Genomic DNA, 14,978 nt, shown 5'->3' with positions numbered 1-14,978 from the left:
GGCGAGGGCAGGCAGCCGTTGCTGCCTGCCCGAACCCGACTCAAGGAGGCAGAGATGGACGACAAAGGTAAGCGCACGATGATGGGCATCATTGCCGCCGTCATCATCGTGATCGCGCTGGTAGTGATTGGTCTGCAGTGGGGCAAACAGCAAAAAGAGAAACAGCAGGTCTTGCCGACTGAACGCCCCTCGTGGTTTGGAGGAGGAGCAGGAGCGCCGACCGGCACCCCCGCACCTCAGACATCCGGGCAGTAGGGCTTGTTCAAGCCGAACCGGGCGGGGCATCTCCCGCCCGGATAACTCAACAGGCACACGCTGGTACGTCTACTGAAGGTTGACCGATGGTGTGTTGACCGCTAAAAATCTCCACCACCCGCATCACCACCAAAATCTCCACCCACATCGAAATCGGCAAAGTCTGCTCCGCCCGCGTCGATGTCGCCGGTGTCGAAGCCGCCGAACAGACTGTCAAAGAAATCCGCTCCAGCCGCCTCTGCATCGGCTGTCTCGAAGCCACCCATCGAACTATCAAAGAAGTCTGCTCCGCCTGCGCTTGGGGAGTTCGCCTCATCCCAGCCAGCGGTACTGGTGAAGAAATCACTGCTGCCAGCGTCCGTCACGGGGAAAGTCTCGTTTTCACTCTCGGATGGCCGTTCCTGAATAACAACAGGTGTGGGTTGCGCGAGGATACTGCCCAGCAGAAGCAGGCTCACCCAGTCCATGCCCGGATAGGGTCTGCCGTAATCGCGGTAGGGGTCATAATCCGGGTTCTCGTACCAAGGGCGAGCGCCGTCCCCATCGCGGAACACGCGCATCGCCGGGGTTTCACCCCGCCGCAGCTGCGCGGCGCACTCCTCGCACGCCCACACCTTTCGCGTTTGCTCACCGACGGTTACCTCTACCGGCTGCAGTTCGCTGAGCGTGGGCGGTTTGGAGCAGAAGAAGCAGGCGTATGTTCGGTCGTTGGGGCGAATGGATGTATACGCCTGTGGGGCAACCGATTCTTCGGGTTCTTCCTCCACATGGATACTGGTGTCGCCTCCTGCGCGCAGGATGTATTTCTTTGCCTTTTGCACACTCATCTGCGCTTTGTCCAGCAGGTGCTCTGCTCGCCAGAGGTCTTGCGGTCGCTTTGCGTTTTCCATCAACTGTACCGCTTGTGTCTGCAGTTCGGCGGCACGCTGTCGGTGTTCGCGGGCGCGAGTGGCGTCTTCCCCTGCAGGCAAGACTTCGAGGTAGCCATCCACGTATTCGATGCCTTCCAGCACCTGCGCCCGCTGATTCTGCAACTGCGCTTTCAGTCTGGCTACTTCCCGTGCCCTTCGGCGAATCACCCACGCAACACCACCAATCACGAGCACCGTCGGGATGCCTACTAATGCTGTGGTCTCCAGCAGGGAACTGCGTCGCTCGGCGACGTAGTGGTCACGCAGACCACGCGCCAGCTGCTCCAGCCCCTGGGTGTATCCCTGTGTGCTAAATGCGGCAAGGTGTTTCTGCAGTATCGCCTCGACCTGTTTGGGCGGGATGACACCGCTGCTGGCGGAAACGCCGCCGCGCGTGTTCGCCATCTTGGGCACCATCACGATGACTGCTCCCTCGCGGATGTTCAGATAGCGGCGCAGAGCGGTTGCCCAGCGGTCTCTGCTCTGGCGGTCGCTCAAGGGAACAACCACAAACTTGACGGTGAAGGGTTTCAGGTCGTTGGAGACCCGCTGTAGCTGCGCCGCGTCCACGACCTCTTCCAAGCCCGGCGCGACGTACACATCTGCCCGTGTAAGGGCGTCCACCACGGCATCCTCCACTCGCGAGGACACCTGCGCCCACACCGTCCCCAACGCACCCAGACCCAGCAGACAGAAGAACAGAGCACGCATCCAGAATACCTCCGAGTCGCAAAAGCGGTAATTGCCTCCACCTGCATTATTATGACAGATATTGCGTGCAGAAGTTGCTGAAGGAGCTGTGGAGGCAAGACCATCAGACTGGGGGAAGCTGTCAGCACGAGTAACACAAGATGTCGTACGGTGGGATTGCGCAGGGTGGCAGGTGGTGTATGGCGCGCCCGGAGGGACTCGAACCCCCAACCCTCAGATCCGAAGTCTGATGCTCTATCCATTGAGCTACGGGCGCGCTCTGCATATATTATCCCATAAAACTCACGTAATCGCAAGTAACTGCATGACAGGATTCTCTCGCTACGGGGCGAACCGAATGGCGACCGACCTCGGGAGGCGAAAGGATGCGTGCTGGTAGCCAATTCGAAGGACAGTACTTCTCAGGCGGGGGAGATACAGAATATCTGCAGCTTCTGGACATCGCCCGTCGGATGTTTGGCCCCGATGCCGAATTCCAAAACCTGTCGATGCTGTACACGCCGCAGTGGAACGGTTTCGTGGAAGGTCCCACGTGGAACGCCTGGTGGATACAAAACAGCTACGGAACGACCTACTGCGCACTGCCGTTCCTGCTGGAGCCATACGTCACTTTCCTGCAGAACGCACAGGACCTGTGGTTCGACCAGATGGGCGACGGTAAGACCGTGCGCCCCTTCCAGATGGGTGAACGCCGTTTCCTCTGGGTTCCGCCGGATGGTTGCCTGTGTGACGCCGCCGCGCCGGGCTGGTTTGTGGCAAAGCAGGGAGATGGATGGGTAGACATCCACGATTGGGGCATGGAGTTCACGGCGGCGGGACTGTTGTTGCAGGCGGAGCTGCTGTTAATCGGTCGCAACCCCGAAGCCATCGCCCGTTACCTGCCCAAGCTGGAGCGCTGTGCGGAGTTCGTCGAAAGCAGACGTGACCCGACAAACAATCTCTTCCTTGCCGGACCGGCTGGAAATTTGCTCGCCCCCAGCTATGCAGGCTGGAAGCGTCCCGATGGCACGTACGGCATGGCGTACCTCGCCGGGCTGTCTATCACTTACATCGCCGCACTGGACAGGCTTATCGAGCTGGAAAAGGTGGTGGGCGATGTCCGTAAAGCACGGCTGTACACGGGGCGCCGCGAACGAGCACGTAAGGGATTAACGCTGCTCACCACAGAGGAGGGCTACTTCATCAAATCGCTGGACCCTGACGGCACCAGACACGGGGTGTATGGCGCACCAAAGCACGGCTACTTCGAGTCCTCGCCAAACCACGACGCGATATGCTTCCGCGTCGTGGATGATGCACACGCACAGCGCATCTACGCCAGAATCGCCTCTATCCCCGGTTTGCGCCCATACGATTTCATCATCCCGAACTACCCCTCACTGGACGACATGTACACAGAGCCAGAGGGCTTGTGGGCTTTTGGCACGTGGGTGAACGGTGGACACTGGTCGACCTGTGAAGCGCGGATGATCATGGCATACTACCGTCTGGGCAAGCACGAGGACGCTCGCCGTTCCATGAAGCGATTGCTGGATTTTGCCCGCCGGTTTCGTCTGGACAATCCGCTGGTGAAGTTTGGAAGTGATGTGTATCAGCCCGGAGAGCCTATCAATATTACTTACGATGCCTTTGGTCCTCCTGCTGCGATGGTGCGCGGCTTGTTCGAGTATCTCTACCGTGCCGACGGGTTGACGCTGATACCGCACATACCTGCAGGTGTGACCGAACTGCATCAGCGTTTCCCGGTGCGCTTTGGCAGAAAGCGTTTGTATCTGTCCACAGTCGGGCAGGGGCGTGTACGCAGGGTACTGGTCAACGGCAAAGACTGGCAGTGGCATGACGAGACATCGGTGTTTCTGCCCGAAGATCGCACACCGGAAGTAGCCACGATACAGATACTGCTGGGCGATGCAAAACCTGCGCGGGTACCGGCTCCCACCGTACCCGTGTCCGCGCAAGCGGTGCTGAACGAGTTTGCGAAGGCATCTGCGCCGGCTCCACTTGCGCCGCTGAAAGAAAGAGTGTCCACCTTTGCCCGTTTACTGCAACGATTGGAGCAGGCAGAGCTGGCTCAGACCTACGAAGCTGCTCACGCCCAGCTGATATTGAGACAGTGGTTGACGGTGCTGAAACGCACGGAGTTGCAGGACGCAGGCAGGCTGTCGCGGTTGCCCGAGCCGTCACAAACGGCTGCCGATAAAAGCTATGTGGAAACCCTCACGAAGTTATGCGACGGTCTGGAGAAAGTGCTGGACGGCTACGCCGATTCGCGCCTTGCCGAAAAGCGCCTCATCTACGAGATGTGGCGGGTGGCTAAAGAGAGGTAGCGGTGTCCAATCTGTTGACATCGAGAGCAACCGCCTGGGCGGTCACCATGTGACCCATACGGTAACGGACAGCGCACTGTTGTAACCGCAGTCTGGAGGGCGAGCCCCGGATGAGCCAAATCCCCACCCGACATCTCGCCCTCCACCTGTCACTTTTTGATGTGCTTGCGCTTGGCGCGGTCGATGCCAGCGTCGCGCTTCTTCTCGTCCAGATGCCACATTCCACCACGCACGTAGAAGGCCTGGAACGCGCTGAGCACGGAAGCCACCCTTCGAGGCTTGGTACGTCGGATGACGTTGACCTCGCTGAGGATGCTCAGAAACTCCATGCCTCCGCGGTGTGTGCCCAGAATCTCGCAGATGATGTCGAAGGTGGAGTAGGTCTGAGCCATGCGCGTGCTCATGTCCAGCAGCTCCTCGTAGCGAGCGCGGCTGATATGCACGCGCCGGTCCAGCGTGTCTTCCCAGCGCACCTTGAAGACGAAGGGGTCCTCTGTGCGGGTGAGCGTAAACACCAGCCCCGAGACCGCGTCGCGGGTGGCATACCAGTCCAGCAAGCCGTAGATGAGCCTCACGTTCTGGTTCACATACACATCGGTATAGCGTTCGCCAGTCGTCTCGTCGATCAACGTCACCTGCTGGAAGTTCGGCTCTTTCAAGAAGAAGCCGTCAGGTATCTGGCACAGCGGGAACGTGCCAATCTCCTTGTGGCGCGCCTTGACTACGCACTGCACGCTCTCGGGTACGGGGAAGATGGTAACCTCGCCCTCTTCGTCGCCCACGTCTTGCGCTACCGGGTCCTGAATGTCGGAGCGCAACGTGCCAGACAGTCCCTCGTCCTCCAGGTCGATCTCCAGAGGTTCGCCTTCTTCCGTGTAGAATTGCACCTCCGGGAAGCACAGGCTCTCGGGTACCTGGAAGAGGTAGGGAGGCAGATTCTGCGGGTTCACAAAACGCGTGCCGCCCAACCATATCACCCGTACATCCTGCTTGAGTGACTGGATGATGGTTTGCAGGTCGTTGGCGTATGTGGGGTCGCCGGGCGCAAGGTCAAAGAACCGTCTCGCCAGTTCGTCTGCCGTGACCACCCTGGGGGATTGCAACACGTGTTGCACCATACCTTCCACGTCCTCGACCGATAGCACCAGCGGCTCAGCCATCAGCTGCGCCAGCACGCCTGCCATCTGCCTGGCTTGCGGGCGTATCGCCTCTATCCACTGGGGCACCCACTCTGCCAACGCCCAGTGTGTGACAGGCTCCAGCGTGTCGTTCTCCTGGAGGGGCAGTGCAACCAGCCCTTCCGCGTCTATCAGGCTCTGGTAAGCCCTGACCGCATCGAAGGTTTCTGGGTGCCGATACCACTGCAGGAAAGCCACGAAGCGCGCAGACAGCGGAGTACCCGCCGTGCGCAACAGAGCGACCACCGACTCCGGAGAGCCGTCGAACTTCGGGTGTTTCCGCAACAGTTTTTGCGCCTCAGCGAGGTCCACGTAGTTGTAGAAAGCGACGTCTTCCGGGTTGTTGTAGTCGGTACGCAGTAGCCACTCGCGCAAGCCGATTCGGTTGTCCGGCAGGCGGAAAAAGTGCTCGGCTGACAGACGGTATACCATCATCGCCATTGCCTCCGGCGCGCGGTGATACACGTCGGCAAGCAGGTAGGCGAGCGACTCCAGAGGGACAGGCCGTCCCGCATGGCGCAGGACGCGCTCTATCAGCGCGTACATGGGGCGCGTTGGGTCCTCGTAGCGTATGGAAAGCGTCCATCGCCGTTCACTGGAGATGAACAGGTCCGAGTTCACCCCCAGCGTGTAGCGCAGCAGGTCCATATCGAGAGAGGGAAGGTTACAGGCTTCCTGCAGCTCCGACATCTTTGCCGGCTCTCTGAAACGCAATAACGCGTTTGCCACGCTGGCACGCAGAAGCGTCTGAGCAAGTGTCTCTACACCTGGTACGGTAACCGATTTACTCACGGTGAAACCTCCTCCTTAAGCCCGGCAGTAACGGGCAGGTTAGCGGTGCTTTCAGCTATCAGGTCGTAAGCGGTCGCATCGGTCACGATAACCTTCACAAAACTGCCCGGTTCTAGGTTCTTTCCCCGCACCAGCACCACACCGTCCACCTCGGGAGCGTCGCGGAACGAGCGGGCTATCCACACATTGCGCTGAACCGGATGCGCCGCTTCCACCAATACCTCCATTTCGCGTCCAATCCACGCCCGGTTGCGCATCAGCGAGATGCGTTGCTGCAGGCGCATCAGGCGGTCGTAGCGCGCCTGTGCCACACGTGAAGGCACACGGTGGGGCAGCTTGTCGGCAGGGGTGCCGTCTTCAGGCGAGAAGATGAAGGCGCCCGCTCTGTCCAGCTGCACCTCTTCCAGAAACGACAGCAAGTTTGCAAAATGCCGGTCTGTCTCGCCCGGAAAGCCCACGATAAATGTGCTGCGCACCGTCATATCGGGATGTGCCTCCCGCAAGCGGCGTATCAGTGCGACATACTTCTCCCTGCCGACCGGACGCATCATAGCACGCAGTATCTCATCATCTGCATGTTGTAGCGGCATGTCCACGTAGGGCAACACTCCAGGAGTATGTGCCAGTACCTCCATCACCTCATCGGTGACCCGCGAAGGGTAACAATACAGCACGCGAATCCAGCGGAATGCCCCCATTGCCGACAGCTCACGCAAAAGGTGCGGCAGCATCTGCTTGCCGTAGAGGTCGAGACCGTATTGCGTGCTGTCCTGAGCGATGAGGTTGACCTCTTTGACGCCTCGCGTTGCCAGGTCCTCCGCCTCCGCGAGGACGCGCTCCAGCGGCTTGCTCACGTGTCCACCCCTGAAGGCGGGGATAGCGCAGAAGGTGCACTTGTGGTCGCAGCCCTCCGAAATCTTGAGATATGCGCTCCAGGGGGCGGTGGAAAGCACTCTCGTGCCCGTTTTTGCCCAGCGATGCTGCGGGGGCGTTTGCTCTACCAGCCGTGCATCCTGTCCCAGCGTCCGCTCCACCACTTCATGAATACGCGCCATCTGTCCCACACCAATCAGCGCGTCCACTTCAGGCACCTGTTCCAGCAGCTTTTGGCCATACCGCTGCGACAAACACCCAGCGACAATGACCTTAGCGCCGCGGCGACGTTTCCAGCGAAGCGCATCGCGGATTGCGGACAACGATTCCTCCTTTGCGCTGGCGATGAAGCCGCAAGTGTTGACGATGATGGCATCGGCGCGGGAAGGGTCGGCGGTCAGAGTATACCCCTGCTCCGCCAGCACACCCAGCATCTCCTCCGCGTCGACCACGTTTTTGGCGCAGCCCAGGTTCACGATGGCTACCGATGCGGGTTTTCCGTTGGAACGTTCCTTGCCCATGCTTTCCTCACAAAAAGAGCGCACTGACGTGCGCACATTAGTATACCATGTGAACCCTGCAGAGGTCAAAGGAGAGCACATTCGGGACACTGACAACCAAACCTCAGGAGGAAATCGCCCGCGCGGTAAACAACAATAAGCAAAGTGCCCCCGGTGTGGGCGCACCGAGGGCTCCAACGGATGGCGAGGGGGCGGCTTTACCAGCCGTTACGGCCTGGCACGTAGATATGGTCGACCCAGTTCAGTCGTCCCTTCGCCATCGCCTTAGCATGTCCATCCGCGAAGATGGTAGTGCAGTGACCGTTATGGCGGAAGCGCGGCATCACCGCCGCATGCGGCCAGCGTCCGTCCCACGATCCTGGCGACCAGTCGCGGTCTGGGTTCGGGTAGGAGAGACCCGTCGCGTTCTGGTTGGCAGGACCGTTCGGCCAGCCAGCAGCGGGGTTCTCCCATGCCCACACGTGTCCCCATGCCTGGAAGAAGGGCCACGAGTTGGACGTGCCGTCGGGCTGGACGGACTGGAAGTCCGCACGTCCCTTCTCAAGGATGATGGCGATGTTGGATGGGCGGTCGATCTCTGCTAACGTAGCTGAGATGTCGGTGCAGGGTTGCTGCTCTTCTGGACTGCCCCACCAGCATCCACGGAACAGGGCTTCATGAACGCCGTAGTGGAAGACCTGTTTGGGGTCGGGGTGCGAAGGGCACACGAAGATGCCGCCAACTCCGCGCGCCGCACCGTGTCCGGAGTCGCCATATTGACCGGCTTTCACGTAGGGTGCGATGTCCATCGTCCACGCGCGTCGCCGCCCGGGCACCTGCGGGTCTCCCCAGTCACGCCACTGCTGGTGCGGGAAGCGTTCGTCGTAGTCGTTGGCATACATCAGCGTAGCCAGTCCAATCTGCTTGGCGTTGGACAGGCAGGTGGTCTGCCGTGCCTTCTCCCGCGCCTGCGTGAAGACGGGGAACAGGATGGCTGCCAGTATCGCGATAATCGCGATAACTACCAGCAGCTCGATGAGCGTAAAGGCTTTGCGTTGCATGGACGTGCCTCCCTGAAAAGATTTACGTAATCGCTTACGCAGCTAAGAGTATAGTCTCCGCAGCAGAGACTTTCAATACCTCTTACAGGGTGTTGGGAGCAAACGCTATCGTCAACTTTTATGAGGGTGTTAAGCGTTTCCCAGCCACCCGACGCTCTCACAGGTGACGCCGTGAGCTCTGCTTAAAGGAAGCAGAGGCAGGGTATGGTAGTGTCAAAAAGCAGTCAGTGCGCTTCTGAGTTCAGCAGCGTTTTTCACACCTTTTTCAGGGAGCCGAGCAGGTGGTATAATAGTTGCCAGAACCAACGTACAAAGGGTGTACAAATGACACGCGAAGAGCTTTTACAGCGCATATCGATTGACCCTAACATCTGCTTTGGTAAGCCCTGCATTCGCGGTCACAGGATATGGGTGTCTCTCATTCTTGACATGCTTGCGAGCGGGATGAAGATAGATGACATCTTGCAAGAGTACCCCGGGCTAGAAGAAGCAGATGTTCTGGCATGTATTGCCTATGGGGCCGAGATGGCTCGAGAACGTCACGTGCTTATCGGGTGACAATGCGGTTCAAGCTGGACGAAAACCTGGGCGAGAGCGTAGCACGCATATTTCGCGAAGCTGGCCATGATGCGGAAACCGTTTTTTCAGAAGGCTTGTGCTCGTCCTCCGATATGTGCTAAGGAGAAGCGTTGTCTCGTCACGCTCGATATGGACTTTTCAAATCCGCTACTATTCAACCCGGCTGAATATTCGGGCATCGCTGTACTACGAGTTCCCAGCCCTTGCACCCTAAAGGATATTCAGGAAGCAGCGGAAACGCTACTACTGGGTCTCCAGCGTGAATCGATTGACGGTTTGCTTTGGATTGTACAAACAGGCAGGATACGTATCTATCAACCTGAAGGAAACTCTGGCGACTAAGCCAGTTTCTTTAATCTAACTACTGTAGCGCGTTCACCACCCGCTCCAGCTTCTGAAGTAGCAGATGGATGTCTTCTATTGTCACGCTGAGACTGGGGCGGAGGCGAATCGTATCGGTTCCCGCGCCGAGCAACAGCAGGTCCTCCTCTTGCAGGGCGATGTCCAGCAGCCTCTGGCGCTGGTCAGGTTGGCGCAAACTGAACCCCTGATATAGCCCCATGCCGCGCACGTTATAGATGCGGTCGGGGTAGCGTCGAGCTAAGTCGTTGAGACCGTCCACCAGCACTGCCGCCTTTTCGGGAACCTGCTCTATCAGCCGTTCCTCGCGCACAATCTTCATCTCCTGCACAAAGCGCACCATATCCGCTAGTGTACCGCCCCACGTCGAGTCCAGCACGCCCCTGTCTTCCATCGGATACAGCATATATACCACGCCGTTGCCCAGCTTCTTCGCGGTCGCCACCGCTTGTGGGGGGTAGGGGAGGTCGAACTGGTCGCAGGCGAAGAAGGTGCCTGTCTGTCCTCCTGCGGTCTGTACCTCGTCGAAGCCCAGGTATACGTCGTACTGATGGGCCAGCTCGCTCAAGCCGCGGAAGAACTCCGACAGTGCGACGCGATGTCCACCCGCACCCTGCAGCGGCTCCACGATAATGCCAACCACCTCTCCCTGATACCGCTGCAGGAAGTCTTCCACAATCTCGAGACTGCGTTGGGTGCGGGCGCGGTTCTCCGATTCGGGCAGCGAGGTGTCGATCGCGGGGAAGGGCACCTGGATGTTGCCCGGAATGAAGCCGTGGAAGTCTTTGGTGACGATGGGGTCGTGCGCCACCTGCGTCACGTTCAGCGCGAACACGGTGCGCCCATGAAACGCCTGGTCAAAATAGATAAAACGGCGCGGATTGGGTATCCTCCCTTTGCGCAGCAGTTTGTGGTGATGCAGGTTGATGAGGTACTTCATCATATTTTCCACCGCTTCCGCGCCGGAGTTGACCGCATAGACCTCCAGACGCGGGTTGCGCATACACTGCGGAGCCAGCTCATGGAGCAGGCGATAGTATTCCAGGCACTCCGGGGTGAGGAAGTCCGGATTAGCCACCTTGTTGTTTGCCGCACGGGCGAGCTTCTTGAGGTATTCGGGTTCATACAGGCGCGGGTGGTTGTGCCCAATCAGCTTGGAGGCGTAGTAGCCCGCCCAGTCGAACACGCGCTGTCCGTCCACCGTCGCCAGCCACATCCCTTCGCTGTGTTCCAAATCCACTACAAACGGCTTGGGTGTGGCAATCACGTAATGCGACAGCTCTTCCAGCATCTGCTGGCTGATCGCGCCCGGGTATTTTGGCATATCGGCAGCCTCTCCGCAGAATAAGTTCCATGTATATCATATCACACTCGCGGCGTTCATCCCGCAGTAAGGGTGGCGGCGACGAACACAAGCAAGCAGGAAATGCTGGTCCCCTGCGGAACAGACTCTCAGTTTCTCCCGCGAGGTGCAATATGTGGTGGCAAGGATGTTTGGTCGTATTGCTCGTGTTGACATGTGTTGGCGCGGTGTACGCGGATGTCCCCGAAGATTTCCCCCGCTTCGAGGTGCCCGGGCAGGAGAGACCGCTTCAGACCCTGCGGCGCCTGTTCTGGTTGCACTATCCGGGCGCAGGACCAAAAGCGACTCTGTGGGATGAGTGGCTCTCCTGCGCTGCACTCTGGCCTGCCGTCGATACCAGCGGCTTCGCCGACGCTTTCCGCCAGCAGTGGAAGGAAGCGCTCAGCCGACGCATCATCGACGACGAAGGCTACGTCGCCACGCACCAGCACGCCTCCATCGCACACCAGCTGGGCTGGCCGTTCCCCTTCTGGAATCAGGGCAGGCGCACCGCAGGCTGGCACTTCTCGTTTAAGGACACCGTGGGGCCGGGCTGGCGCACCGATCAGCTGAGTACACCCGATGGATGGGACCTGTGGGGTGCGGAGAATGCGGGTGTCACCGACGAGGGCTGGAAGATTGTGCTGACCGCTGCGAACGCCTCGGTGACCACTCCCGCCTGCGATATTGACCCCTTTGAGTCGCCCTTTCTGCAGCTGCGCTGGAGGAGCAAGGGGCTGGAAGGCGCACAGCCATACATCGAGTGGACAACGCGCCAGCAACCGGAGTTCTCTCCCGAACGACGCATGTATTTTTCTCCACACGCTGGGGAGAGCATCCGCTACGAGATGATTCCGCTGTACCGCCACCCGCAGTGGAAGGGTGACATTACCCGCCTTCGCATCGGTTTCGGAAATCCTAGACCGGGCGGTGAAGTCGTGATTCAGGCGTTCTTTACCCAGTACGACACCCGACACAACATCAACGCGCAGAACTTTGTGCGGGGGTGCGCCACCTATTTTTGGTGGACGGGCGACCTCGAGTTCCTGCGTCAGAACCTGAACCGGATGCGCCTTGCCATGCGCTACATGATGACCGAGCATCAGACGCTGCAGCGCAAAGTGGTTTACACCCCGTGGGTGGGGCATGACGGGCGCAGCGGCATCGAATACACCCGTGACGGGCAGAAGCGCATCCGACACGGGTATGGCATCGGCAATAACTACTGGGACCTGCTGCCGTTTGGCGACAGGGACGTGTACGCCACCATCCACTACTACGACGCGCTGCGCAAAATGGCGCAAATCGAAGCCGAGGTGCGACGTCACCCGGAGTGGAACATGCCGAGAGGGGTGTTCGAACTCGACCCACAGGAGCTGCTTCGCCATGCAGAGGATGTGAAAGCGGAAGGCAACCGCCTGTTCTGGAACCCGAAGACCCATCGCTACGCGCCCATCGATGCCGACGGCAAGATGCACGACTACGGCTACACCTTCCTGAATCTGGAGGCGGTCTATTACGGCTTCGCCCCACCCGAACGCGCCCGCGACATCCTGAGCTGGGTCAGCGGCGAGCGCATCGTGCAAGGCGACACCTCCACTGGAGCAGATATCTACTACTGGCGATTCGCCCCACGTGCCAGTACCAAACGCAACATCGATTACTACTTGTGGGCATGGAGCGCGCCGGAGAGCATCCCGTTCGGCGACCAGGTACAGGACGGCGGCGCGGTGCTGGGATTCTCGTGCCATGACCTAATGGCGCGGCTGAAGGTGCGGGGCGCGGACGACGCGTGGAACCGCCTGCAGGAGATACTGCGCTGGTTCGAGGAAGTGGAACAAGCCGGCGGCTATCGCAAGTACTACGATGGTTCCCGTCCGGGCAAGTTGCAGGGCGGGGGCACCGCAGGCGGATTGGGGCTGGATATGGAGTTTTTCGAGAGCGTGCTGGTGCCGCAGGTGATGCTTTACGGCTTCCTCGGTTTCCAGCCAACAGCCGATGGGTTTGCGATAGACCCCAAACTGCCCTCCGGCTGGGAATCGTTACGTATTGACCGTATCCGCTGGCATGGAATCACGCTGGCGATTACGGTGACGCCGACAACTATCCGCATTGAGAAGGATGGAGATAACGGCGAAACGCCACTGGTTCGCCTGCCCTCGGGCTCATGGAGGGCTACCGGCAGGACGGCAAGCGGTGAGCAGCGTCGGTTGAACCTGCGAACTGTAACACCCGAACTGCATCGCCTCGATTGGCAGGGTTTGCAGGAAGTGGTGCTGGAACGCTGGAACCGATAAATGAGGAGGAACACAGGAGATGAAACCGATAACCATTTCTCTGGAAGAATACCGCGACAAAGTGTACGCTTGCTGGATGGGCAAGAACATCGGGGGTAATCTCGGCGCGCCCTACGAGGGACAGAAAAAACTGCATTCCCTCACCTTCTATGACCCCGTGCCCGACAGGGCATCTGCGAATGACGACCTGGATTTCCAGCTGGTCTGGCTGGAGATGTTGCGCGAACGGGGTGTGCAAATCACTCTGAGCGATTTCGTGGACTACTGGAGTAAACACCTTGCTTCCTACCCGTGGAACGAGTATGGCTTCTGTATGCGCAATATCTCCCGCGGGTTGCGCCCGCCGATTTCAGGCTGCTTCGAGAACTACTATATCGACGAGATGGGTTCGCCCATCCGCAGCGAGATTTGGGCGTGTGTGGCGCCGGGCGACCCCCAGCTGGCGGCTTCGCTGGCGTGGATGGACTCGGCGATGGACCACGCAGGCGGCGAGGGCACCTACGGCGAGATGTTCTGGGCGGCGGTGGAGAGCGCTGCGTTTGTGGTTTCCGACCCGCACACGCTGATTCGCATCGGATTGTCCATGATTCCGGTCTGGTGCCGCATTTCGCGCGTGATCCGCGAGGCGGTGTGGTGCTACGACAACGGCGTGCCCTGGCAAGAGGCGCGTGAGCGTATCCTCTTCAACTTCGGACACAATCAGCCCTGCCACGCCGTGCAAAATCATGGTTTCACCGTACTGGGCTGGCTGTACGGTAACGACTACGGCGACAAACTTTGCACCGCCGTGAACTGTGGCTACGATACCGACTGTACCGGCGCAACGCTGGGTTCGTTGCTGGGTATTCTGGGCGGCACGAAGGGCATCCCGCAGGAATGGATAAAACCGATAGGCGACGCTATCGTGTTGCACCCGTACACACGCGGAATCGACGCCCCCAAGACCATTGCCGAACTGACCGAGCGTACGGTAGAGGTGGGTAAGAAGATGTTGGAAGCGCACTCGGACAGCGCGGCTCTGGGCGATGCCACTCGCCTGCCTGATAACCTGCTCTCTCTGCTTTTCCGTAACGAGCGGGCATTACTGGCACTGAGTCGCGACCCGCAATCCGCTATCATACACACAAAGGGCTATGATATCGCCCTGCACTACAACGGCGAGCCGGTGCTGCGTCCGGGCGTCGAGAAAGTCATCGGCGTATCGGTGAAGGAAAATGACGCGCCGGTGTCCGCCAGCGTGACTATACGGGTACCAGCGGGCTGGCGTGTTCAACCTTCCAGTGAGCTTTTGGGGCAGCAGCGCTTCATCCTGTACGCCGATGAGGTGGCAGACCGCAATACGATAGAGGTTACCGCTACGCTGGACGGCACGCTGTTGAACGCGACATTCGTGATGCTGGGACCGGGGGAAGCCAGAGGCTATCCCGCTGGTCAAAACGTGCCCACCTGCCCGAGATGCCACGCCCGGGTAGAGGCGTGCATTTGCGAGAAGTAACCCTCACCTCCAGTCCCTCTCCCGAAGCTTCCGGGAGAGGGACTTTCACTTATCCCTTCACGGCACTGATAGGACGCATCGCTCGTCGCCTGCACCTCCCTGAAGATGTTATATTTCAGCAGTACGAGGGATGGAATGGAGGAAGATTTTCTACTCAGCACACGGCTGGAGGGCGAGGTTTCCACAGAGCCTTAGTGGTCACCAATGCAAACGAAAAAGTCTGTTGTTACCAATGGCGAGTCACATTTAATTCCCAGTTTGAAATGTCACATATCCAAACGCTTCGATGGTATCACA

Annotated in this window: 9 protein-coding genes, 1 tRNA gene and 2 pseudogenes; 6 read left to right on the top strand and 6 right to left on the bottom strand. The window is 59.3% G+C overall.

What is annotated here, in order from left to right; genetic code table 11:
- Positions 1-54 precede the first annotated feature (54 nt).
- Positions 55-255, top strand: coding sequence for a hypothetical protein (locus K6U75_03740; protein ID MCL6474150.1), 201 nt, complete (start codon positions 55-57; stop codon positions 253-255).
- A 101-nt stretch (positions 256-356) separates the two neighbouring features.
- Here the strand turns inward: K6U75_03740 and K6U75_03735 are convergent, their stop codons facing one another.
- Both K6U75_03735 and K6U75_03730 read right to left on the bottom strand, forming a co-directional pair.
- The gene (locus K6U75_03735) at positions 357-1,877 is read right to left on the bottom strand and encodes a hypothetical protein (protein MCL6474149.1); all 1,521 of its coding nucleotides are present in this window, start codon (positions 1,875-1,877) and stop codon (positions 357-359) included.
- Between the two features lie 180 nt (positions 1,878-2,057).
- Positions 2,058-2,133: transfer RNA gene (locus tag K6U75_03730), tRNA-Arg, on the bottom strand.
- A 109-nt stretch (positions 2,134-2,242) separates the two neighbouring features.
- Here K6U75_03730 and K6U75_03725 point away from each other — a divergent pair.
- A complete protein-coding gene (locus K6U75_03725; protein ID MCL6474148.1) occupies positions 2,243-4,204 on the top strand; it encodes a hypothetical protein in 1,962 nt (653 codons plus the stop codon).
- A gap of 149 nt (positions 4,205-4,353) precedes the next feature.
- Here K6U75_03725 and K6U75_03720 read toward each other — a convergent pair whose 3' ends face one another.
- The 3 genes and pseudogenes from K6U75_03720 to K6U75_03710 form a co-directional block, all read right to left on the bottom strand.
- Positions 4,354-6,174: a hypothetical protein gene (locus K6U75_03720; protein ID MCL6474147.1), complete on the bottom strand. Its 1,821-nt coding sequence runs from the start codon at positions 6,172-6,174 to the stop codon at positions 4,354-4,356.
- The gene (gene rimO, locus K6U75_03715; GenBank protein ID MCL6474146.1) at positions 6,171-7,568 is read right to left on the bottom strand and encodes a 30S ribosomal protein S12 methylthiotransferase RimO; all 1,398 of its coding nucleotides are present in this window, start codon (positions 7,566-7,568) and stop codon (positions 6,171-6,173) included. Before rimO ends, K6U75_03720 begins: the two co-directional genes overlap by 4 nt.
- A gap of 860 nt (positions 7,569-8,428) precedes the next feature.
- Positions 8,429-8,608, bottom strand: a pseudogene (locus tag K6U75_03710) (DUF1559 domain-containing protein).
- A gap of 324 nt (positions 8,609-8,932) precedes the next feature.
- Here K6U75_03710 and K6U75_03705 point away from each other — a divergent pair.
- Both K6U75_03705 and K6U75_03700 read left to right on the top strand, forming a co-directional pair.
- Complete coding sequence (locus K6U75_03705) at positions 8,933-9,166, top strand: DUF433 domain-containing protein (protein MCL6474145.1); 234 nt, start codon at positions 8,933-8,935, stop codon at positions 9,164-9,166.
- A gap of 2 nt (positions 9,167-9,168) precedes the next feature.
- Positions 9,169-9,529: pseudogene (locus K6U75_03700) on the top strand (DUF5615 family PIN-like protein).
- A 19-nt stretch (positions 9,530-9,548) separates the two neighbouring features.
- Here K6U75_03700 and K6U75_03695 read toward each other — a convergent pair.
- Positions 9,549-10,871: an aminotransferase class III-fold pyridoxal phosphate-dependent enzyme gene (locus tag K6U75_03695; GenBank protein ID MCL6474144.1), complete on the bottom strand. Its 1,323-nt coding sequence runs from the start codon at positions 10,869-10,871 to the stop codon at positions 9,549-9,551.
- 179 nt (positions 10,872-11,050) lie between these two features.
- Here K6U75_03695 and K6U75_03690 point away from each other — a divergent pair, with 179 nt between their 5' ends.
- On the top strand, positions 11,051-13,186 hold the full coding sequence (locus tag K6U75_03690; protein MCL6474143.1) for a hypothetical protein: 2,136 nt from the start codon (positions 11,051-11,053) through the stop codon (positions 13,184-13,186).
- A 19-nt stretch (positions 13,187-13,205) separates the two neighbouring features.
- On the top strand, positions 13,206-14,681 hold the full coding sequence (locus K6U75_03685) for an ADP-ribosylglycohydrolase family protein (GenBank protein ID MCL6474142.1): 1,476 nt from the start codon (positions 13,206-13,208) through the stop codon (positions 14,679-14,681).
- The last annotated feature ends 297 nt before the right edge of the window (positions 14,682-14,978 follow it).

This window comes from Bacillota bacterium (assembly GCA_023511455.1).
GTDB lineage: Bacteria > Armatimonadota > HRBIN16 > HRBIN16 > HRBIN16 > HRBIN16.
This window is presented reverse-complemented; position numbering and strand designations above follow the sequence as displayed.

Bases quoted from the DNA above. Each gene is read 5' to 3' on its own strand.
- K6U75_03740 (MCL6474150.1), top strand. From the start codon at position 55: ATGGACGACAAAGGTAAGCGCACGATGATGGGCATCATTGCCGCCGTC.
- K6U75_03735 (MCL6474149.1), bottom strand. From the start codon at position 1,877: ATGCGTGCTCTGTTCTTCTGTCTGCTGGGTCTGGGTGCGTTGGGGACG.
- K6U75_03725 (MCL6474148.1), top strand. From the start codon at position 2,243: ATGCGTGCTGGTAGCCAATTCGAAGGACAGTACTTCTCAGGCGGGGGA.
- rimO (MCL6474146.1), bottom strand. From the start codon at position 7,568: ATGGGCAAGGAACGTTCCAACGGAAAACCCGCATCGGTAGCCATCGTG.
- K6U75_03705 (MCL6474145.1), top strand. From the start codon at position 8,933: ATGACACGCGAAGAGCTTTTACAGCGCATATCGATTGACCCTAACATC.
- K6U75_03695 (MCL6474144.1), bottom strand. From the start codon at position 10,871: ATGCCAAAATACCCGGGCGCGATCAGCCAGCAGATGCTGGAAGAGCTG.
- K6U75_03685 (MCL6474142.1), top strand. From the start codon at position 13,206: ATGAAACCGATAACCATTTCTCTGGAAGAATACCGCGACAAAGTGTAC.